A 19,954-nucleotide genomic window follows, 5' to 3' on the forward strand; every position below is an offset into this window, starting at 1 on the left:
ATATTTCTCACATAATAATAAAGGCCGTGACAGTAGGAACTGTCACGGCCTTTATCTTGTTTGTGATATTTGCCTTTATTGTCAGGCGGCAGCGCGCAGCTGACGGGCAGCTTCCACCAGATTAACCAGCGCCGGCTTGGTTTCTGCCCAGCCGCGGGTTTTCAGGCCGCAATCGGGATTAACCCAAATCTGCTGCGCTTTGAGTTTCCGGGCTGCTTTCTCGATCAGATCGACCATTTCTTCCACATCAGGAATACGTGGCGAGTGAATGTCATAGACACCCGGGCCGATTTCATTCGGATAACCCTGTTCAGAGAACGCGCTCAGCAGTTCCATCTTGGAGCGGGAGGTTTCAATCGAAATCACATCGGCATCCAGCGCCGCAATTGCAGGCATAATATCGTTGAATTCCGAGTAGCACATATGAGTGTGGATCTGGGTTTCGTCTTTCACACCTGCAGCGCTGAGACGGAACGCTGTCACAGCCCATTCCAGATAGGCAGCCCAGTCGCTTTTACGCAGCGGCAGACCTTCGCGCAGTGCCGGTTCATCAATCTGGATAACGCTGATGCCTGCGGCTTCCAGATCGGTCACTTCATCACGCAATGCCAGAGCAATCTGACGGCAAACCTCGGAACGTGGCAGATCATCGCGTACGAATGACCATTGCAGCATGGTGACAGGGCCGGTGAGCATACCTTTCATCGGCTTGTCGGTTTTGCTCTGGGCGAATTTTGCCCATTCGACAGTCATGGCAACCGGACGGGAAACATCACCATAGATTACCGGAGGGCGCACATAGCGCGAGCCGTAGCTCTGTACCCAGCCGGATTGGGTGAAGGCATAGCCGTCAAGCTGCTCACCGAAATATTGCACCATGTCATTGCGTTCAAATTCACCGTGAACCAGAACGTCAATGCCGATTTCCTCCTGCCAGCGGATTGCTGTTTCGGTTTCCTGCTCAAGGAAGTTTTGATAGTCGGAGGCAGACAATTCGCCTTTGGTAAAGCGCGAACGTGCCTGACGGACTTCTGCAGTTTGCGGGAAGGAGCCGATAGTTGTAGTCGGATAGAGGGGCAGTTTCAGGTGATCGGTCTGTAATTTGACGCGTGCATCAAACGGGCTGTTGCGATGCGATTGTGCATCGGTAATTGCTGCAACGCGTGACTGAACGGCTTTGTTATTGACCTTGGCTGAAGCCTTGCGGGCGGCAATAGCTTCATCTGAGGCCTTTAAAGCGGATTCTGCTGTTTCAGGCTTATCACCGAGTGCGGTGCCGAGCACGGACAGTTCTTCCAGTTTCTGCACGGCAAAAGCCAGCGACTGACGGATATCCGCGTCAAGTTTCTTTTCCGATGCCAGATCAATCGGCACATGTAGCAGCGAGCAGGATGGTGCAATCTGCACATTGTCTGTGCCATGCTTGGCAATAACTGATTTCACGCGCTCGGTAATGCCACGCAGATCAGCGCGCCAGATATTGCGACCGTTGATTACGCCGAGCGATAGCACCAGATCAGGGCGGGCGATTTTAGCAGCGGCATCAAGATCCTGTGGTGCACGCACCAGATCCAGATGCAGACCGGCAACCGGCAGTGTGATGGCGGTCAGCAGATTGTCGCCATAGGAGCCGAAATAATTGGCGAGCAGGATTTTCAGTTCCGGCAGTTCTTCCGCCAAAAACTCATAGGTCGTGCGAATGGCTTCGTGATCGCGGGCATTGAGATCAAGGCTGAGAACAGGCTCATCAATCTGCACCCAGTCAGCGCCTGCTGCATGAAGCTGACCAAGAATTTCTGCATAGACCGGCAGCAGGGATTCCAGTGTCTTGTTCAGATCAAAATTGGCATCATTGGATTTGCCGAGCTTGAGAAATGAAACAGGCCCGAGCAGAACAGGGCGGGTGTGAATGCCGAGTTCTTTTGCTTCATTGAATTCGTTGAGCGCTTTATTGTCGGTCAGGGTGAATGTCTGACCCGCGCTGAATTCAGGCACCATATAATGGTAGTTGGTGTCGAACCATTTGGTCATTTCCAGCGCAGGCACGCCATTGGCGGCTGTTTTATCGCCATGATTATGGCCGCAACCGCAGCTGGCAGCGTCTTTCTGCGCGCCGGTTTTACCGCCGCGTGCCAGAGCAAAATAGGTGTCCAGATCGACTTTACCGCTTTTCCAGCCATAGAGTGCCGGAACAACACCAAGTGTTACGGCCAGATCAAGCACATGGTCATAGAGGGAGAAGTCATTGGACGGAATGTTTTTGATGCCTTTTTCCTGCTGCAGCTTCCAGTTGGCGGCGCGCAAGGATTTGGCGGTGGCAAGCAGGTCTTCCTGTGAGGATTTGCCGGCCCAGTAGGATTCAAGAGCGAATTTGAGTTCGCGCTGTTTTCCGATACGCGGAAAACCGAGATTGGCTGTAGTAACGGTCATTTTAATACCCCGACGAATACTGACAAATTGTTGCTGCGGGCAGGAGGCGCGCAGCTCTTTCTGTCTCTTAAGGATGTACCGGGCAGGTCTCCTGGCTTGCGGGTCATCATTTGCTTCCGGTCTTCCCGAAATGTTGCCATTTCAGTGACCGCCCTTGGGCGTGTGCTGCAGGCACAGGCTGTCGGGGCAAATGTCCGGTGAAAAACTTCACAGAACAGGCGGAAGAAAACTCGCCGCTTACAGTTGCGGGGGCAGCTGCGGATTTGACCTGACCGGTATTTCAGTTGCTGAAAACCGGTTTGTTGGCCGCACCGCATTCCCTCTTAGCTTTCATGTAATCGGGCAAACGCTTGGGAGGATTGCGCAATTGCAGGAAAGAACCACGATGTACAAACACTGCATCATCAAAAACCGAATGTCAATAATGATATAAAGATTTGTTTATATGGATATATAGCTATGAATTTATGCTAAAATTGCGCATTGATACGCAAAAATCATTGGCAGGAGGTAAGAGGTGAAGTCTCACTGATACGAATCAAGTGGTGAGAATGTACGCCGTCAGGGATTTGTGCGGAGGCGGTATCAGATTATTTTTCTAATATACATTTCCGCGTCAGCTCATGTCGCATTAATCATGTGCTTACGGTCTGAGATTGTGCTGATTTTGCATAATGTCAGTATGGCTGCCATATTTATATTGCGCGAATGGCTGGCAAAAGTTATGCAAAATGTAATTTTTCATGCTGCAATCGCAAGAAAGGGAAATTTCGATGTCGCAGGATAATCCTCTCGAAAATGCACTTGTTCGTCTTGATGAAGCCGCCAGCCATCTGGATATTGACGCGGATGTTATCGAAAAGCTGAAATTTGCCCGAGAGACTACCAAGGTGCGACTGATGATCCGTATGGATGACGGATCTCGAAAATCCTTTATCGCATGGCGTTGCCGTTATGATGATACACGCGGCCCGACAAAGGGCGGCATCCGTTACCATCCGGAATCAACCGCTGAAGAGGTGGAAACACTGGCGTTCTGGATGACTTTCAAATGCGCGGTGATGAATCTGCCTTATGGCGGCGGCAAGGGCGCAATTCAGGTTGATCCGCGCAAACTCTCCAAAGCAGAGCTGGAGCGGTTGTCGCGCGCTTATATTCAGGCTTTCGCCCGTATTCTGGGGCCAGACCGTGATATTCCGGCACCGGATGTTTACACCAATTCGATGATTATGGGCTGGATGGCTGACGAATATTCGCAGATTGTCGGCCAGTCATCGCCTGCGGTGATTACCGGCAAACCGATTGCGCTTGGCGGTTCGCTTGGGCGTGATGATGCAACGGCGCGCGGCGGTTTCTATCTGGTGCGCCATCTGGCTGCCGATCTTGGTTTGAGCGAAGAGTTGCATGTTACCATTCAGGGCTTTGGTAATGCAGGGCAGCATATGGCGAGGCTCATGACCAGCGATGGTCATAAAATTGTTGCGGTTTCGGATTCTGAAGGTGCGGTTTATTGCGCATCCGGTCTGGATGTTGCGGCGCTGATCCATGCGAAACAGAATGGCCGCTCAGTACTGGCAACAGTTGGTCATGGCGGACATGAGGCGCTGGCATCGGAAGATCTGATCGGTGTTACCTGTGATGTGCTGGTGCCTGCGGCGATGGAAGATATGATCCATGCGCGCAATGCCGGTTCAGTCAAAGCCAGGCTGATTGTGGAACTGGCCAATGGCCCTGTAACACCGGAAGCCGATGCTATTCTGGAAAAAATGGGCGTGACCATTCTGCCGGATATTCTGGCCAATGCCGGTGGTGTAACCGTTTCTTATTTTGAGTGGGTGCAGAACCGTCAGTGTTATTATTGGGAGCTGGAAGAAATCCATTCGCGCTTACGCGTGATTATGGAGCGGGAAGGCCGCGCTATCTGGAATGTTGCCAAGGACAAAGGCGTGACCATGCGCACTGCCGCTTATGTTCATGCGCTGCTGCGTCTCTCGCAGGCGATTGAAGCACACGGAACGCAAAGCGACTTTGTTGCGTAAGATGCAACAGGTGTGATTTTATTGCATAGAACACTGCAAAGCAGATTTTATAGCTTAAAGAAAAGGCCGGTATAAACCGGCCTTTTTTAATTTATGAAGAAGATAAAATATCTCTTTGATTATTTTAAAGATTGTTTCCAAAAAAGAATAGTTTTTCCGAGGGCAACACCGGCAATTGCACCGGCAGATTTAACGATGAAATCTGAGATTTCACCATGTCTGTCCGGCGTCAGGCGCTGCATCAGTTCAAATAAACCTGCAGCAGAAATCAGCATAATCAGAACCAGCGCCCAGCGCTTCGGATAGGCCAGACAAAACAACAGGCCGATCACCAGCAACATTGTAAAACGCTCGGCGGTTACATAGCCCGGAATATGCGGACGAAAGCCGATCGGACTAATGGTGACTGCAAGAAGCACAGCCAGCATCAACCAGGCAAAAACAGGCAATACAGGGAAACGGCGCATTTATTCCTCGTCAGTCGGGAGCTGCTGCTGGCCGTCATCATCATTGCAGGGCAGATACAGCAATTCAGTAAAAAGCGTTTTGGCAGTTTCGCCGAGAATGAAATCACGGCGGGCAATTTCATCAACGCCGATGCACCATTGTACGCCGCGCGGAGAAAGGCCGAACTCCGTCGAGAGATAGGATTTTGCATAATCTATGCCGTCTGCGCAATCTGTCTGCTGGGCGTCTTTACAAAATCCGCCTTCCTGAGCAAGTTGTTTCAGAGACTGCTGGCCGACAGACATTGTATAAAAATAGGTGCCTGCGCAGGATACTGCGACCACACCACCAATGCCGATCAATGCAATGACTGCTTTTCTCATTGTAAACCTGTCTGGAGCGGTTCGGAAGGCTTCTGTCTGTCGCCTTAGCACGGAGGGGGATTGAGGGCTAGAGCATTTCACAGTCAGGTTGGATCAACTTGAAGCTCTTAAATTCGCCAGATTGGGTCAACCTGACGGCTGTGATAATGCGACCCAATAAAGAATATAGAGCGGGCGCTGTGGCCCAATCTGAATGCAAACCGCTCTGGAATATCGCTGAATGAATTATGATAGCCTTACAGGGCAGATTTATGGGGGAGTGCTATCTGCCCGTATTTCAGCTGTGTTGCACATCGGACATATCGGCAATGATAAGTCATTTTTCCGGTGGTTTGCTGCGGCGCAGCACCTTGTTATTATGCCGGCAGCTTTTTATAGAGTTGCTGTGCGCATTGCACAGATACGACACAAAACGGATATATAGTTCTGATAGACGCTGTTTTCCGAATTGCGTTTTTTCCCGCCATTTTCTGCTCTCTCACTGAAACGGTTCATATGCAGCACACTGACCCGTCCCAAAATATTGATTCCGAAAAACATATCCGTGAGGATGTGTATGATGAGGACGGTTCTGTCAGTGAGGCGCTTGTAACCCGTATTGAGGCTGCGCTTGAAGCGCGCGATTCAGATATTCTGCGCGATGAAGTGCGCGATCTGCACCCTTCAGAACTCGGTCATCTGCTCGAAGCACTGGATGCCACTGAGCGTCAGTCGCTGGTGGAGCAGCTTGGCGAAGAATTCGACTTTGAAGCGCTGACCGAGGTTGATGAAGCGATCCGTCTTGAGATCGTAGATGCCATGCCCAACGAGCAGATTGCCGAGGGTGTGCAGGAACTCGACTCTGACGATGCGGTTTATATTCTTGAAGATATGGACCAGCAGGATCAGGACGAGATTCTGGCCAAACTGCCATTTACCGAGCGCATTCGTCTCCGCCGCGCGCTGGAATATCCGGAAGACAGTGCAGGGCGCCGTATGCAGACGGAGTTTGTCGCCGTGCCGCCGTTCTGGACGATCGGGCAAACAATTGACTATATGCGTGAGGATAATGACCTGCCGGACCGGTTTTCGCAGGTTTTTGTAATCGATCCGGCTTTCCATCTGCTCGGCACGATTGATCTCGACCGCTTGCTGCGTGTACAGCGCGTTGTGCGGGTGGAAGACCTGATGGTTGAGGCGCGCCACGCTATCCCTGCGACTATGGATCAGGAAGAAGCCGCGCAGATTTTTGAACAATATAACCTGCTGTCCACCGCCGTTCTTGATGAGAATGAGCGTCTTGTCGGTGTGCTGACGATTGACGATGTGGTGGATGTTATTCAGGAAGAAGCCGAAGAAGACATCATGCGTCTCGGTGGCGTGGGTGACGAAGAACTGTCCGACAGTTTTTTGACAATTGCCCGTTCGCGGTCGCCGTGGCTGTTCGTCAATCTGTTTACGGCTTTCCTGTCTGCCTCAGTGATTGGTCTGTTTGACGGTACTATTCAGCAAATGGTGGCGCTGGCGGTGCTGATGCCGATTGTTGCCTCTATGGGCGGCAACGCAGCTACACAGACCATGACTGTTACCGTGCGTGCTATCGCGACCCGTAATATTGATATTCACAACGCCGCGCGCGTTATCCGTCGCGAAGCGCTGATCGGACTGCTGAATGGCATGATGTTCGCGATTATGATCGGAGCAGTGGCGGGGTACTGGTTTGATAACTCGCAGCTTGGCGGCATTATCGGCAGTGCGATGATTATCAATATGCTGGCTGCCGCACTGGGCGGAATTCTCATTCCGCTGCTTTTGCATCGTCTGGGGGCTGATCCGGCTATTGCATCTGCAGTTTTTGTGACAACTGTAACGGATGTGATCGGATTCTTTGCTTTTCTCGGTCTTGCAACATGGTGGTTCGGTTTTTCGTTCAGTTAGAAGCACAAGACTGAAATAGCGGGCTTTTTACTTATGCAGACATTTTGATAAAAGCCGTGCTGTCCGGAATGTTGTGAAACCGCATGTTTAAAAGTTGCGTAATATGCATCTTATGCGATTTTTTGTTGCGTATTTATTATTATTTAATATTGAATAATATTTTGCATTGATTGAGGGGCTATGCTGCCAATTGCTGCATAAGTTATATAAGCGGGTTTGTTTGACGGGGTTTCATCCAGGACACCATCTTAAAAAACGAACTAGAGCGTATCCCGAAAAGTGCGAAGCGTTTTTCGGATAAGATACGTGTTAAAACAAATAGTTAGAGCGGCTCTGCCGGTTCAGTATTAACCGGAACCGCTCTAGGTGTGATTATCAAGCTATTACGAATGAAATATTGACTTTTACGTAAGAGCGGTGTCACAAAAGAACAGAAAACAAATTGGTGGACTGAATGCGAGAATATTATTCGATTACGGAGCTGACGAGGGAGTTTGGGATTTCCACACGAACTCTGCGCTTTTATGAGGATGAGGGGTTAATTCATCCTCTGCGCCGTGGTCGCACACGTCTCTTCCGTCCTTCAGACCGTCATTTGCTTAAACAGATTATGCGCGGTAAACGGCTCGGCTTTTCTATCGCTGAAATACACGAGATCATTCAGATGTATCGCGAGCCGCCGGGTGAGGCCGGTCAGCTGCGTCTGCTCATCAAGCGCGTTGAAGAAAAGCGCGAGGATCTGCGCCAGAAACGCCGTGATATTGATGAGACGCTGAGCGAACTGGATCAGGTTGAAGAAGCCTGCATCGGGCGCATGGCCGAGCTGGGTGTGCGTACCTGATAGCGCGTTTAATTAATCAGAAGGGCAGCTTATTCTTATTGAACAGGCTGCCCTTCTTGCGTTTTGGCAACGCATTGTGCGGAGAATGCACTGAGTTTTTCGCGTTCTTCATCCGTTGTGGTGCTGCTTCTCAAGAGTTTGGTGAGCTTATTGCTCTCGATATTTTCCAGCATGCAGCCGCAATAGATTTGGCATAGTTGCGGATCGCTGTCGGAACTGCACTGGATTGTGCATTGCCGGACAAAATTCGCTGCCTGAATTGCCGGTGACGGCGGGAAGATCGCCGAAAACCCATAGAGTAAGCCAATCAAAACTGGCTGATGTACCAGATAAAAGATCAGGCTGTGACGCCCGATGAAGATGAGCAGACGCTCCAGCCATTGCGGTTTGATCCCGCCCTGCAGCCAGCTCAACAAACCGGTTGCCTGCATGATACGTGCCGCTGCAATGCCAAGCAGCACTGCGCCAAACCACGGAAACAGCGGCACATAATCATTGGAAGCCGGATTGACAGTAGAAAGACCAACCCACCACAGCGCCGGATGGTCGAAAATTTCTGCGCGGAAATAAACCGGTGTGGCTATGATTGCTGCGGCCAGTGCGATGGTGATCCACACGGGCATACGCAGGAATAGCAGGCCGAGCAGGCTGGCCAGTGCGATCTGATGCAGAATGCCGAAGAAGATAAAGCCCTGCGGCATGAAAAACCATGTCAGCAGGCTGATTGCGGCGGCGGCAATAACCACTTGTGCCAGACGCTTGAAGAATGGCTGCCAGCGAATGGCGCGGCCATGAGCAAGCACGAGACTGAAGCCGACCAGAAACAGAAAGCTGGAAGCAATACAGCGGGCAAAAATCCGCCACCAGCCCTGACTGGCGCTGCCTTGCACCAGATAACCGAAAAATTCCAGATCCCAGCCGAAATGATAGATCGCCATGGCAATCAGTGCCAGCCCGCGGGCAATATCCAGTCGTCCGAGCCGTGCGGCGGATTTCATGGGTGTTTCAGCGTTAAGGGCAGTGCTGGCCGGATTCATTGCAGACTTTCAGCTGATGCGTTTTACGGATTTGACCGCCTATAGCTATAATGAGTTCATGCCGGTGACAAGCTGACAGATGACCGGAGTTTTGTTGCGTATTGATGGTCAGACGGACGGGGTAACGGAGAATAACGCGCTTTAATGTGTGGTTATTCATGCAGTTCAGACAAAATTTGGCCGAAATGGTAAATATGACAAGTTGAGGTTTCTTAATTAATTATTTGAATTTAAATGATAATTTCTACCATGGTAAATTTGCATAGCTGCTATGTCATGGTTTCGTCGCAATTGCAGATTGCTTGTGATCAGGCTTTGGACTATAAATAAGACACAGGCATAGCAATGAGTGCGGTGCATGTTCTCATGAATGAAATACCGGAAACGAGTAAAATATTCCATGGATGAAACAGTTCAGAAGTCCTGCTGGGGTGTAACCCTTTGGGCAGTTATTGGATTGGCCGCTGTAATTTTGTTGACCTATTTGTTCTCCGTGTAATTACGGATATTCAAAAGAAATTTCAGAGCGTTCAGATCACCGGTGCTTACAAAGCCCGGTGATTTTTTATTGCGGCTGGATTGGCTGCAGCCTGCTATTTCAAGAGGGATATTTCAATCATTGTCGCTTTCTTGCTGTTTTTTGGTGCAATCCGCGCATGTTGCCACCATATTAAGTGAGACACTTATCTGATCCGGTTTTACAGAACCGCATAACGGGTTATATAAGGCTTGAGATGAGGGAGTTTGCGGGCGGTGATTTGCCTGCACTTTTAAGAGCGGTTTTCGTCCAGATTGGATCATAGCGCTCGCTCTAGATTCTTTGCTTTGTCGCATACTCGCGGACGCTAAATGAGTCCATTTAACTGCGATATGCTCTGGAAATGAAAGAACGGTATCTTCTATGTTCCTGTCAGTTTTTGATCTGTTTAAAATTGGCATCGGGCCGTCCAGTTCCCATACAATGGGGCCGATGACGGCAGGGCATCAGTTTCTGAAAGAGCTGAAAGACGGCGAGTGGCCACGTCCGCATAATGCGAAAGTGACACGTATCAAGGCCTATCTGCATGGTTCGCTGGCTTTTACCGGTATCGGCCATGCAACGGATCGGGCGGTTATCCTCGGCCTTTGCGGGTTTTTGCCGGCCAATATTGATCCGGATAAAATGGACGGCCTGCTGGCCAAGGTGAATGAAGAGCACAAAATTCGCCCCGCAGGTCATCCGGCCTATGATTTTGACCCTAAAGCCGATCTGGTAATGGATCGTAAAGTGGCTTTGCCGGGGCACGCGAATGGTCTGGCTTTTGAAGCACTGGATCGTGATGACCGTGTTTTGCTGCGCCGCGTTTATTATTCGATCGGTGGCGGCTTTATCGTCACCGAGGAAGAGCTGAATGCAACGCGTGTAAGCGGCGGCAAGAAGCAGGTCGATGATAATGTGCCTTATCCTTTCTCCACGGCGAAAGAGATGCTGCAAATGTCTGCGGCAAGCGGTCTTTCCATCGCGGAAATGAAACGCGCTAATGAAGAAACCCGTATGAGCCGTGAGGAGCTGGATGCGGGGCTGGATAAAATCTGGGACGCGATGCGCAGTTGTATCGAGCGCGGGCTGACACAGGAAGGCATTATGCCGGGCGGGCTGAATGTGCGCCGCCGTGCCAAGCAGCTGCATGACCGGCTGAATGAAGAATGGCGCCAGAACCGTCATAATCCGCTGCTCGCTAATGACTGGCTGTCCGTTTATGCGATGGCGGTGAATGAAGAGAACGCCGCCGGTGGTCGTGTTGTTACCGCACCGACCAATGGTGCGGCTGGTGTTGTGCCTGCCGTCATGCGCTATTACCTGCATTTCCATGATGATGCTGACCAGAAGGGCATTCGCGACTTTCTGCTGACCTCTTCAGCGGTTGGCGGTATTATCAAACATAATGCGTCGATTTCCGGTGCTGAGGTTGGCTGTCAGGGTGAGGTCGGTTCGGCTTCGGCTATGGCGGCGGCGGGGCTTGCTGCTGTGCTGGGCGGAACGCCTGAGCAGATTGAGAATGCGGCTGAGATCGCGCTGGAGCACCATCTGGGCATGACTTGCGATCCGATTGCCGGATTGGTGCAGGTGCCTTGCATCGAACGTAATGCGCTGGGTGCGGTTAAGGCTGTGACCGGTGCGTCATTGGCTGTAAAGGGCGATGGTACGCATTTCGTACCGCTGGATGCCTGTATCGAAACGATGCGCCAGACCGGCGTGGATATGAATGAGCGCTATAAGGAAACCAGCCTCGGCGGGCTTGCTGTGAATGTGGTTGAGTGCTGATTTTTCCTTTATATAATACAAAAAACTCCGCATGATGAATGCGGAGTTTTTTATTTTTATCAATAAGATATAGAAATATTTTAATCTTTTGAATTGAGTTTGTTCAGGCGTTCGTCAATCCGTTCTTTATTGATGGTGATTGCCGTTTCATCCGGTTGCCAGTCAGCGCACCATTGTGCCGGAATGCCTTCAATAAGATGTGCTGTTGACTGATAAGACGGCTGATAGCCGCGGCGCAGCATTTCATCAATCAATGCCTGTTGCCGTTGCACAAGAAAGCCCAGACGCGGATAGAAAAACCGCACATGGCCCTTGCCCAAAGTGTAGCTGCGCGGATTGCGCGGATCATCCGGTTTTTCTCCGCGCTCGATGGCTGCGCGGGCAAGGGTGAAAATCCGCGGCAGCTCACGATATTCTGCCACCAGATGCGGGCCCGTCAGCTCCTGCGGTGGTATGCAATTGATACGGGTCATCAGATTGCGGTGGTTTTGCTGTTTAATTTGGCTGCAAGGGCAACTGCACCGGTCAGAGCATCGGCTTCAGGTGTACGCAGGCGCGGCTGATAGCGTGCAGAGAGACGCGGGCCGTAAAACGCGCCGAGACCGCCAATCAGAGACAAAACCGGCTGATCATCACTCATGGATACGTCGAGAGCTGCTTCAATCGTCTCGACCGACTGTTTGAGGATTTTTTCTGCCAGCGGGTCATTTTGCGCAGCATATTCAAAAACCATTGGCGCAAAACGACCAAAATCATTCGGGCGTGCATCATGGGCAAAGCGCACAATGGCATGCGGCTCATTGTCAAAATGATCAAGCAGCGCATTGCTAAGCGGTGTTCGCTGATAAATACCGTCATAGGCCAGCAGGGATTCTTCCAGAAGTTTCTGACCAAGGCGCGCCCCGCCGCCCAGATCGCTGACTTTGAAACCCCAGCCACCTTTCATAGTAACATTATGATTTTGACGGGAAATATAGACAGAGCCGGTGCCGAGAATGACTACAACCCCATCCTGATCGCCGATAGCACCCTGCAAAGCAATAATACCGTCGGAGACCACACTGCTTCTGGCAAAGGGCAGGGCTTGCTGTAACTGTTCGGCAACGCCGGAAACATTGGCACCTGCCAGACCGAGGCAGGCAGTAATGCGGCTATAGGATTTTACCGGCAATTCGGCAGCAAGCAGTGCGGCATCGGTAGCGGCAAGAATATTCACCACGGATATATCCATATCGGTCATGATATTGGCAGGGCCTGCCTGACCGGTACCCAAGACTTTACCTGTTGTATCTGCAATTGCTGCACGGCATCCGGTGCCGCCACCGTCTATGCCAAGAATATAATCCGCCACATTATGCTCCCGATTCTCTGCCCGTTTCTGATACGGGTTTTATTGCAGGTAACACAAATTGCCAATTCCGAGAATATTTTCATTTAAACCGTTTTAAATTATCCGCAAGGCCCGTTAATTGCCCGCCAAATACTTTTGCGAGTCGCACAAGCCTGCTTTCACTCGGATTGTGTGAATTGGTATTCAAGGATGGTCTTTTATGATGATCCATATGGTCGAAAAAAATAGAACCAATATTGCTGTTTGAATAAGACGACTGCCTGAGAATGCAAGTAATGGTGATAAATTCTTTGCTTTTGCTGGACAGGAAAAGATATTTACGCATTACTCTATGCGAGGACAGACGGGAGAAGAGGTCTTAAGGGAGCCGTGAGTGCCGGACGGGGTATTTTGAGAAATATACCGTAACCTGCATCATGAAAACTCCCGAAGTTTTTCTTTCTGCAATCAATGGTTCTGTTCTGAGGCTGAGGGACATGATTTCCTGTCCGTATGCCGGAATTGGCAGCTGATAATGAACAGCCGGTGCGGCTTTTTGCAACGGTAAGATCTGAAAGTGACTATCCGGAAAACCGGAAGTGCTCTGAGAACAGAAACAAACATATTTCAATGACGCCTCTGAATGAGTGCGCGCGGGGAGAGTAAAATGAATTTTAAAAACTTCAGTTCCGCTTTGCTGGCATCAAGTGTTCTTGGTGCTTCCGTACTGGGTGCTGTATCGGCTGCTTCGGCACAGGATGTAACGCTGACCATTGAAAGCTGGCGTAATGATGATCTGCCGATCTGGCAGGAAAAGCTCATTCCGGCTTTTGAAGCAGCCAATCCGGGTATTAAAGTTACCTTCAATCCTTCAACACCGACCGAGTATGATGCGGCGCTGGGTGCCAAGCTTGATGCCGGTACTGCCGGTGATATCATCACCTGCCGTCCGTTCGACAAGTCACTGGCGCTTTATGAAAAAGGTCAGCTGTCTTCGCTCAATGATCTCGATGGTATGAAGAATTTCAGCGATGTGGCGAAATCCGCATGGCAGACCGATGACGGAAAGACATCTTTCTGCGTGCCGGTTGCCTCGGTTATTCACGGCTTCATCTATAACAAAGATGCCTTTGAAAAAGTAGGCGTCAGCGTTCCTAAGACTGAAGAAGAGTTCTTCGCAGCGCTCGACAAGATCAAAGCTGACGGCAATTATATTCCGATGGCTATGGGCACCAAGGATCTCTGGGAAGCCGCAACGATGGGCTATCAGAATATCGGCCCGACATACTGGAAGGGTGAGGAAGGCCGTAAAGCTCTGATCGCCGGTACACAGAAACTGACCGATGCGGACTGGGTTGACCCTTATAAGACTCTTGCAAAATGGAAAGATTATCTGGGCGACGGCTTTGAAGCACAGACCTATCCGGACAGCCAGAATCTGTTCACCCTCGGTCGCGCCGCAATCTACCCGACCGGCTCATGGGAAATCAGCGTTTTCAACCCGCAGGTTGATTTCAAAATGGGCGCGTTTCCGCCTCCGGTTCGTAAAGACGGCGACACCTGCTATATCTCCGATCACAATGATCTGGGTATCGGCATGAATGCCAAGACCAAAAATCCGGAAGCTGCAGCCAAGTTCCTGAACTGGGTGGCATCGGATGAATTCGCAACCATTTATGCAAATGCGCTGCCGGGCTTCTTCAGCCTGTCTTCCAATGAAATCAAACTGGAAGACCCGCTGGCTGCGGAAATGGTTGGCTGGCGTAAGGATTGTAAGTCGACCATCCGTTCGACCTACCAGATCCTCTCACGCGGTACACCAAATCTGGAGAACGAAACCTGGATTGAATCCGCCAATGTTATCAATGGTACAGTGACACCTGAACAGGCTGGCGAAAAGCTGCAAAAAGGCCTCGACAGCTGGTACAAGCCTGCGAAGTAACATGAATTAAAGCCATTCGCCGCAACCCGTACCACTGTCTGATGAATATGTGGTGCGTGAGCAGGCGGGTGGCTTTTTTGCCGTGTTATTATTGTTACCTGTTTTTTATGCATGTTCCGGCACAAGACTAAAGTTGCTCTGCCGGAAATGCCCTGTTTGAAAGCTTACGACCGGTATGGCGCGAAACTCGACAAGCAAACCGCCTTTCCGCTGGCATATAGCGGTTTTTCTGGCACCGGCGGTGCTGGTTTATACGGCTATTATGATCCTGCCGCTTTTCGGAACCATGCAATTGTCGCTGTTCCGCGTCGAAAATCAGCAAAGTTTTTTTGTCGGTCTGGATAATTTCCGCACATTGCTTGGCGATGAGCGCTGGTCTGCAAGCTTCTGGAACGCGCTGGGCAATAATATGTGGTTCTTTGTCATCCATATGGTGGTGCAGAACCCGATCGGTATTTTGCTTGCCGCATTGCTCAGCCATCCGAAATTACGCTTTGCCGCTTTCTACCGCTCGGCGATTTTCATTCCGACCATTCTGTCCTTTGTGATTGTCGGATTTGTCTGGAAGCTGATCCTGTCACCGCTTTGGGGCGTGGCACCGAATATGCTGGATCTGGTCGGGCTGAAAAGCCTGTTTGCACCATGGCTCGGCCAGAAAGAATATGCGCTGACAGCACTTGGCCTGATCTCAGTCTGGCAGTTTATCGGTATTCCGATGATGCTGATCTATGCGGCGCTGCTGTCTATTCCTGACGAGATTATTGAAGCTGCGGAATGCGACGGAATTACCGGCGCGTCGCAGTTCTGGAAGATCAAACTGCCGCTGATCCTGCCGTCCATAGGGATTATCTCCATTCTGACCTTTGTCGGTAATTTCAATGCGTTCGATCTGATCTATTCGGCGCAGGGTGCGCTGGCAGGGCCGAATTACTCCACCGATATTCTCGGCACATTCATGTTCCGCACCTTCTTCGGCTTCCAGCTTCAGGTTGGCGACAAGAACATGGGTGCGACGATCGCCTCGCTGATGTTCTTCATCATTCTGATCGGCGTCTGTGTCTATTTGTTCGGTATTCAGCGACGTCTGCGTCGCTACCAGTTCTGAGGATAATAATATGAGCCGCGCAACCCAGTCTCCGGTACGCAGTATCGCCGCCCATGCGATCCTTATCCTCTATACGCTGATCGCTCTGTTTCCGGTGGTGATCATCATCATAAACTCCTTCAAGACCAAGGCGGCAATTTTCCGCTCGCCTTTGTCACTGCCAAATTCGGAAACATTCAGTCTGGTCGGCTATCAGACGGTGATGACGCAGGGTAATTTCTTCCTCTATTTTCAGAACAGTATGATCGTCACAGTGGTTGCGATTGCACTGGTGCTGATTTTCGGGGCAATGGCCGCCTTCGCACTGTCGGAATATCGCTTCCGCGGCAATACGCTGATGGGGCTGTATCTGGCTTTGGGCATCATGATCCCGATCCGCCTTGGTACGGTTTCCATTCTGGAGCTGATGGTGGCCAGTGGTCTGGTGAATACGCTGACATCGCTGATCCTTGTTTATACGGCACAGGGGCTGCCGCTGGCGATTTTCATCCTGTCTGAATTTATGGGGCAGGTGTCGAAAGACCTCAAAGATGCCGGCCGTATGGATGGTCTGAGTGAATATCGTATTTTCTTCCGCCTTGTTCTGCCGCTGGTGCGTCCGGCTATGGCAACAGTTGCGGTGTTTACGATGATCCCGATCTGGAATGATCTCTGGTTCCCGCTGATCCTTGCGCCGTCTGAGGAAACCAAAACCGTTACGCTGGGCGCACAGATGTTTATCGGGCAATATGTAACCAACTGGAATGCGGTTCTGGCCGCGCTGTCGCTGGCGATCCTGCCGGTACTGATCCTGTATTTCATATTCTCCCGTCAGTTAATTCGCGGCATTACCGCAGGAGCAGTCAAATGAATGAAGTAGGGGCAAAAAAACTGCGCGTAATGGTCGCCGGTCTGGGGAATATGGGGCTGAGCCACGCGCTGGTCTATCATAAAAATCCGGGCTTCGAGATTGTCGGTCTGGTTAATCGCTCAAGCATCAATCTGCCTGAAGAACTGCGCTCCTATCCGCTGCTGACCTCCTATGAAGAGGCGCTGCAGCAGCTCAAGCCTGATCTGGTTTGTGTGGCGACCTATTCGGACAGCCATGCCGATTATGCGATTATGGCTATGGAAGCAGGCAGCGACGTTTTTGTTGAGAAGCCATTGGCGACAACCGTGGCGGATGCTGAACGCGTAGTGGCAAAAGCCAAAGAAACAGGCCGTCAGCTCGTGATCGGCTATATTCTGCGCCATCATCCGTCATGGGTTCGCCTGATTGAAGAAGCGCGCAATCTTGGCGGGCCTTATGTCTTCCGTATGAATTTGAACCAGCAATCCAGTGGCGCCCATTGGCAGACACATAAGCAGCTGATGAAAGCCACATCGCCGATTGTCGATTGCGGTGTGCATTATCTGGATGTGATGTGCCAGATCACCGATGCCAAGGCCGTAGAAGTGCGCGGCATGGGCGTGCGTCTGAGCGATGAAGTTGCGGAAGGCATGTATAATTACGGTCATCTGCAAGTGTTGTTCGCGGATGGCTCGGTAGGCTGGTACGAAGCCGGCTGGGGTCCAATGATGTCGGAAACGGCTTTCTTCGTGAAAGATGTGATCTCGCCGAAGGGCTGTGTTTCGATTGTTATGGAAGAGGGCGCAAGCTCCGCTGACATTAACACCCACACCAAAACATCTGTCATTCGTGTGCATCAGGCCGCAACCGATGCCGAGGGCAAATTCAAGAAACAGGATGAATTGCTTTCTATGCAGGGCGAGCCGGATCATCAGGAACTGTGCGACCGCGAGCAGGCGTTCATGCTGAAGGCGATTACAGAGAAGATTGATCTGACCCGCCATATGGACGATGCGGTACAGTCTTTGCGTATTTGTCTTGCCGCGGATGAAAGCGTGCGCAGCGGTCTGGCTGTGAAATTATAAAACAGCCTGCGATTTGCATTGCGTAGCTTTGGCCTTGAAAACATTCTGACAGGAAAACGACTTTGGGAACTCTGAAACTCAATAATATCCGTAAATCATATGGTCAGGTCGATATTATCAAAGGTATCGATCTGGATGTGCGGGACGGGGAACTGGTCGTTTTCGTCGGGCCGTCCGGTTGCGGAAAATCCACACTGCTGCGTATTATTGCGGGGCTGGAAGATGCTAATTCCGGTGAAGTGCGTATTGATGATCAGGTGGTCAATCAGACGCCGCCTGCCAAACGCGGTATCGCTATGGTGTTTCAGAGCTATGCGCTCTATCCGCATTTGACAGTTGAAGCCAATATGGGGCTTGGCCTTAAGCAGGCTGGTAAGCCTGCAACTGAAATTAATGAGCGGGTCACGCAGGCCTCCGGTATGTTATCGCTTGAGAGCTATTTGCAGCGCCGTCCGGCTGAGCTTTCCGGTGGTCAGCGTCAGCGTGTGGCGATTGGCCGTGCGCTGGTACGTGAGCCGAAACTGTTTCTGTTCGATGAGCCGCTTTCCAATCTTGATGCGGCATTGCGTGTGAATACGCGTCTGGAAATCGCCAAACTGCATCGCCAGCTGTCCGCGACTATGATTTATGTTACTCATGATCAGGTGGAAGCGATGACACTGGCAGACCGGATTGTTGTGCTGAATGCCGGACGTATTGAGCAGGTCGGCGCACCGATGGATCTCTATAATGCACCGGATAATGAATTTGTTGCGGGCTTTATCGGTTCGCCGAAGATGAATTTCGTCGATGCTGCTGCGCTGAATGACGGTCAGGCAAAGCGCATCGGCATCCGGCCGGAACATATTACGCTGGATACAAATTCAGGCCAGTGGAAAGGTTCCGTGGTGCATGTAGAGCAGCTCGGTGCGGATACCAACGTTTATATTGATACAGAGGCTGCAGGACTGCTGACAGTGCGTATTTTCGGTCAGTATCGTATTGAGGCAGGCGCGCAGGTTTATGCGACGCCGGACAGCGGTAAAATTCATCGCTTCGACGGTGAGGCGCGGGCAATTCGCTAAGCATTGCGATTCTTAAAATAAGCGGAAAACCTGAACAGATTGTCCGGTTGTTATTTTGTATTGTCTGAAATGACGGGCAACTATGGTCGTGGTTGTCCGTTTTAAAGCGGGTTTGTTAAAGTATGAAACTTTAAAACACCCTTTTTGCGATATGAATTTGACCTTGCGTCCAAAATTAACCAACATGCTGCCGTATTTGCCGTTATCCTGCGGCACATCTTGAATCAGGAAAATTGAACCATGTTGAAAAAGATTGCTATTGCCGCAACCGCTGCGACCTTTCTGGCCGGTTGTACAACGGATCCTTATACAGGCGAACAGAAGATGTCTAACACTGCCGGCGGTGCAGGTATCGGTGCCGCTGTTGGTGCGCTGGGTGGTCTGATGGTCGGCGGTTCGAGCACTGCGCAGCGTAATGCTGTTCTGATCGGTGCCGGTCTTGGCGCGTTGGGTGGCGGTGCAATCGGTAACTATATGGATCGTCAGGAAAATGAACTGCGCGCACAGCTGCAGGGCACCGGCGTATCGGTTACCCGTAATGGCGACCGCATCATTCTGAACATGCCTTCCAGCATTACCTTTAACACCGATCAGGATGTTGTAATGCCGCAATTCTATTCGACACTGTCTTCAGTGGCGATTGTTCTGCGTAAGTTCGACAAGACTCTGGTTGATATTAAAGGCCATACGGATTCAACAGGTTCTGCTTCACATAACCAGAATCTGTCTCAGCGTCGTGCTATGTCCGTTGGTAATTATCTGAGCGGTCAGGGCATTGATGGCCGTCGCTTTGCTATTATGGGCTTTGGCTCAACCCAGCCGGTTGCTTCCAATGCAACACCGGATGGCCGTGCCCAGAACCGTCGCGTGGAAATCGAAATTTCCCCGCTCAAAGGCGTTTAAGGCTTTAAAGCTATTTCAAAGAGCCGCTCCGGTCATACCGGGGCGGTTTTTTATTGTCTGCCGGAAGGGTATATGTCTGCACGGGTAAGACAAAATGATCGAATCGACTTTTGATTAAATCCGTTCCCGTCTTGTTTTAATTTTCGAAATCTTTTTTAGTGTTGCATTATTTGTAAATTAGAACATCAGAAGAACAAAATGTTATATTGATTTAAAATCAATGACTTAATCCTATTGCGAATTGAGAACAAATAGGATACATATTATCCATAAAGTTTCATTCTGCGGACTTCAAGT

General features: G+C 50.7%; 16 protein-coding genes and 1 riboswitch. Of the genes, 10 read left to right on the plus strand and 6 right to left on the minus strand.

The genetic code is table 11. From position 1 onward, the window contains the following. Window positions 1-81 precede the first annotated feature (81 nt). Window positions 82-2,430: a 5-methyltetrahydropteroyltriglutamate--homocysteine S-methyltransferase gene (gene metE / locus HBA93_RS12505; RefSeq protein WP_221723481.1), complete on the minus strand. Its 2,349-nt coding sequence runs from the start codon at window positions 2,428-2,430 to the stop codon at window positions 82-84. 64 nt (window positions 2,431-2,494) lie between these two features. Next, a riboswitch (cobalamin riboswitch) is annotated at window positions 2,495-2,788 on the minus strand. A gap of 415 nt (window positions 2,789-3,203) precedes the next feature. Here metE and HBA93_RS12510 point away from each other — a divergent pair. After that, the gene (locus HBA93_RS12510; RefSeq protein ID WP_221723482.1) at window positions 3,204-4,469 is read left to right on the plus strand and encodes a Glu/Leu/Phe/Val family dehydrogenase; all 1,266 of its coding nucleotides are present in this window, start codon (window positions 3,204-3,206) and stop codon (window positions 4,467-4,469) included. A 119-nt stretch (window positions 4,470-4,588) separates the two neighbouring features. On the opposite strand, the gene HBA93_RS12515 is transcribed toward HBA93_RS12510, so the two are convergent. Together HBA93_RS12515 and HBA93_RS12520 are read right to left on the minus strand one after the other, a co-directional pair. Continuing rightward, window positions 4,589-4,936: a VanZ family protein gene (locus HBA93_RS12515; protein ID WP_121993161.1), complete on the minus strand. Its 348-nt coding sequence runs from the start codon at window positions 4,934-4,936 to the stop codon at window positions 4,589-4,591. Then, a complete protein-coding gene (locus HBA93_RS12520) occupies window positions 4,937-5,299 on the minus strand; it encodes a hypothetical protein (RefSeq protein ID WP_121993162.1) in 363 nt (120 codons plus the stop codon). A gap of 495 nt (window positions 5,300-5,794) precedes the next feature. On the opposite strand from HBA93_RS12520, the gene mgtE reads away from it, so the two are divergent. Together mgtE and HBA93_RS12530 are read left to right on the plus strand one after the other, a co-directional pair. Continuing rightward, window positions 5,795-7,216, plus strand: coding sequence for a magnesium transporter (gene mgtE / locus HBA93_RS12525; RefSeq protein WP_121993163.1), 1,422 nt, complete (start codon window positions 5,795-5,797; stop codon window positions 7,214-7,216). 454 nt (window positions 7,217-7,670) lie between these two features. Further along, entirely contained in the window at window positions 7,671-8,057 is a 387-nt protein-coding gene (locus HBA93_RS12530) for a MerR family transcriptional regulator (RefSeq protein WP_022711931.1), read from the plus strand. 35 nt (window positions 8,058-8,092) lie between these two features. Here the strand turns inward: HBA93_RS12530 and HBA93_RS12535 are convergent, their stop codons facing one another. Then, on the minus strand, window positions 8,093-9,055 hold the full coding sequence (locus tag HBA93_RS12535) for an acetyltransferase domain-containing protein (protein ID WP_221723483.1): 963 nt from the start codon (window positions 9,053-9,055) through the stop codon (window positions 8,093-8,095). Window positions 9,056-9,995: 940 nt separating this feature from the next. Here HBA93_RS12535 and HBA93_RS12540 point away from each other — a divergent pair. Further along, complete coding sequence (locus HBA93_RS12540; RefSeq protein WP_221723484.1) at window positions 9,996-11,399, plus strand: L-serine ammonia-lyase; 1,404 nt, start codon at window positions 9,996-9,998, stop codon at window positions 11,397-11,399. A gap of 80 nt (window positions 11,400-11,479) precedes the next feature. Here the strand turns inward: HBA93_RS12540 and HBA93_RS12545 are convergent, their stop codons facing one another. After that, the gene (locus HBA93_RS12545; protein WP_221723485.1) at window positions 11,480-11,872 is read right to left on the minus strand and encodes a pyrimidine dimer DNA glycosylase/endonuclease V; all 393 of its coding nucleotides are present in this window, start codon (window positions 11,870-11,872) and stop codon (window positions 11,480-11,482) included. Further along, a complete protein-coding gene (locus HBA93_RS12550) occupies window positions 11,872-12,750 on the minus strand; it encodes a glucosamine kinase nucleotide-binding domain-containing protein (RefSeq protein ID WP_221723486.1) in 879 nt (292 codons plus the stop codon). The genes HBA93_RS12545 and HBA93_RS12550 overlap by 1 nt, the downstream gene beginning before the upstream one ends. Before the next feature lie 646 nt (window positions 12,751-13,396). On the opposite strand from HBA93_RS12550, the gene HBA93_RS12555 reads away from it, so the two are divergent. From HBA93_RS12555 to HBA93_RS12580, 6 genes are all read left to right on the plus strand, one after another. Next, the gene (locus tag HBA93_RS12555; RefSeq protein ID WP_121993202.1) at window positions 13,397-14,671 is read left to right on the plus strand and encodes an ABC transporter substrate-binding protein; all 1,275 of its coding nucleotides are present in this window, start codon (window positions 13,397-13,399) and stop codon (window positions 14,669-14,671) included. 175 nt (window positions 14,672-14,846) lie between these two features. Further along, on the plus strand, window positions 14,847-15,776 hold the full coding sequence (locus HBA93_RS12560; protein WP_113945627.1) for a carbohydrate ABC transporter permease: 930 nt from the start codon (window positions 14,847-14,849) through the stop codon (window positions 15,774-15,776). A gap of 10 nt (window positions 15,777-15,786) precedes the next feature. Further along, entirely contained in the window at window positions 15,787-16,626 is an 840-nt protein-coding gene (locus HBA93_RS12565; protein ID WP_122005442.1) for a carbohydrate ABC transporter permease, read from the plus strand. After that, window positions 16,623-17,690, plus strand: coding sequence for a Gfo/Idh/MocA family protein (locus tag HBA93_RS12570; RefSeq protein ID WP_221723487.1), 1,068 nt, complete (start codon window positions 16,623-16,625; stop codon window positions 17,688-17,690). Before HBA93_RS12565 ends, HBA93_RS12570 begins: the two co-directional genes overlap by 4 nt. Before the next feature lie 62 nt (window positions 17,691-17,752). Further along, window positions 17,753-18,754, plus strand: a complete 1,002-nt coding sequence (locus HBA93_RS12575; RefSeq protein ID WP_221723488.1) for an ABC transporter ATP-binding protein — start codon at window positions 17,753-17,755, stop codon at window positions 18,752-18,754. Window positions 18,755-18,994: 240 nt separating this feature from the next. Further along, complete coding sequence (locus tag HBA93_RS12580; RefSeq protein ID WP_121993171.1) at window positions 18,995-19,657, plus strand: YiaD family glycine zipper/OmpA-like lipoprotein; 663 nt, start codon at window positions 18,995-18,997, stop codon at window positions 19,655-19,657. Window positions 19,658-19,954: the final 297 nt, after the last annotated feature.

It is taken from the genome of Ochrobactrum sp. SFR4, from assembly GCF_019730395.1.
GTDB lineage: Bacteria > Pseudomonadota > Alphaproteobacteria > Rhizobiales > Rhizobiaceae > Pseudochrobactrum.

Coding starts and splice junctions, on each gene's coding strand:
- metE (WP_221723481.1), bottom strand. CDS start 2,430: ATGACCGTTACTACAGCCAATCTCGGTTTTCCGCGTATCGGAAAACAG.
- HBA93_RS12510 (WP_221723482.1), top strand. CDS start 3,204: ATGTCGCAGGATAATCCTCTCGAAAATGCACTTGTTCGTCTTGATGAA.
- HBA93_RS12515 (WP_121993161.1), bottom strand. CDS start 4,936: ATGCGCCGTTTCCCTGTATTGCCTGTTTTTGCCTGGTTGATGCTGGCT.
- HBA93_RS12520 (WP_121993162.1), bottom strand. CDS start 5,299: ATGAGAAAAGCAGTCATTGCATTGATCGGCATTGGTGGTGTGGTCGCA.
- mgtE (WP_121993163.1), top strand. CDS start 5,795: ATGCAGCACACTGACCCGTCCCAAAATATTGATTCCGAAAAACATATC.
- HBA93_RS12530 (WP_022711931.1), top strand. CDS start 7,671: ATGCGAGAATATTATTCGATTACGGAGCTGACGAGGGAGTTTGGGATT.
- HBA93_RS12535 (WP_221723483.1), bottom strand. CDS start 9,055: ATGAAATCCGCCGCACGGCTCGGACGACTGGATATTGCCCGCGGGCTG.
- HBA93_RS12540 (WP_221723484.1), top strand. CDS start 9,996: ATGTTCCTGTCAGTTTTTGATCTGTTTAAAATTGGCATCGGGCCGTCC.
- HBA93_RS12545 (WP_221723485.1), bottom strand. CDS start 11,872: ATGACCCGTATCAATTGCATACCACCGCAGGAGCTGACGGGCCCGCAT.
- HBA93_RS12555 (WP_121993202.1), top strand. CDS start 13,397: ATGAATTTTAAAAACTTCAGTTCCGCTTTGCTGGCATCAAGTGTTCTT.
- HBA93_RS12560 (WP_113945627.1), top strand. CDS start 14,847: ATGGCGCGAAACTCGACAAGCAAACCGCCTTTCCGCTGGCATATAGCG.
- HBA93_RS12565 (WP_122005442.1), top strand. CDS start 15,787: ATGAGCCGCGCAACCCAGTCTCCGGTACGCAGTATCGCCGCCCATGCG.
- HBA93_RS12570 (WP_221723487.1), top strand. CDS start 16,623: ATGAATGAAGTAGGGGCAAAAAAACTGCGCGTAATGGTCGCCGGTCTG.
- HBA93_RS12580 (WP_121993171.1), top strand. CDS start 18,995: ATGTTGAAAAAGATTGCTATTGCCGCAACCGCTGCGACCTTTCTGGCC.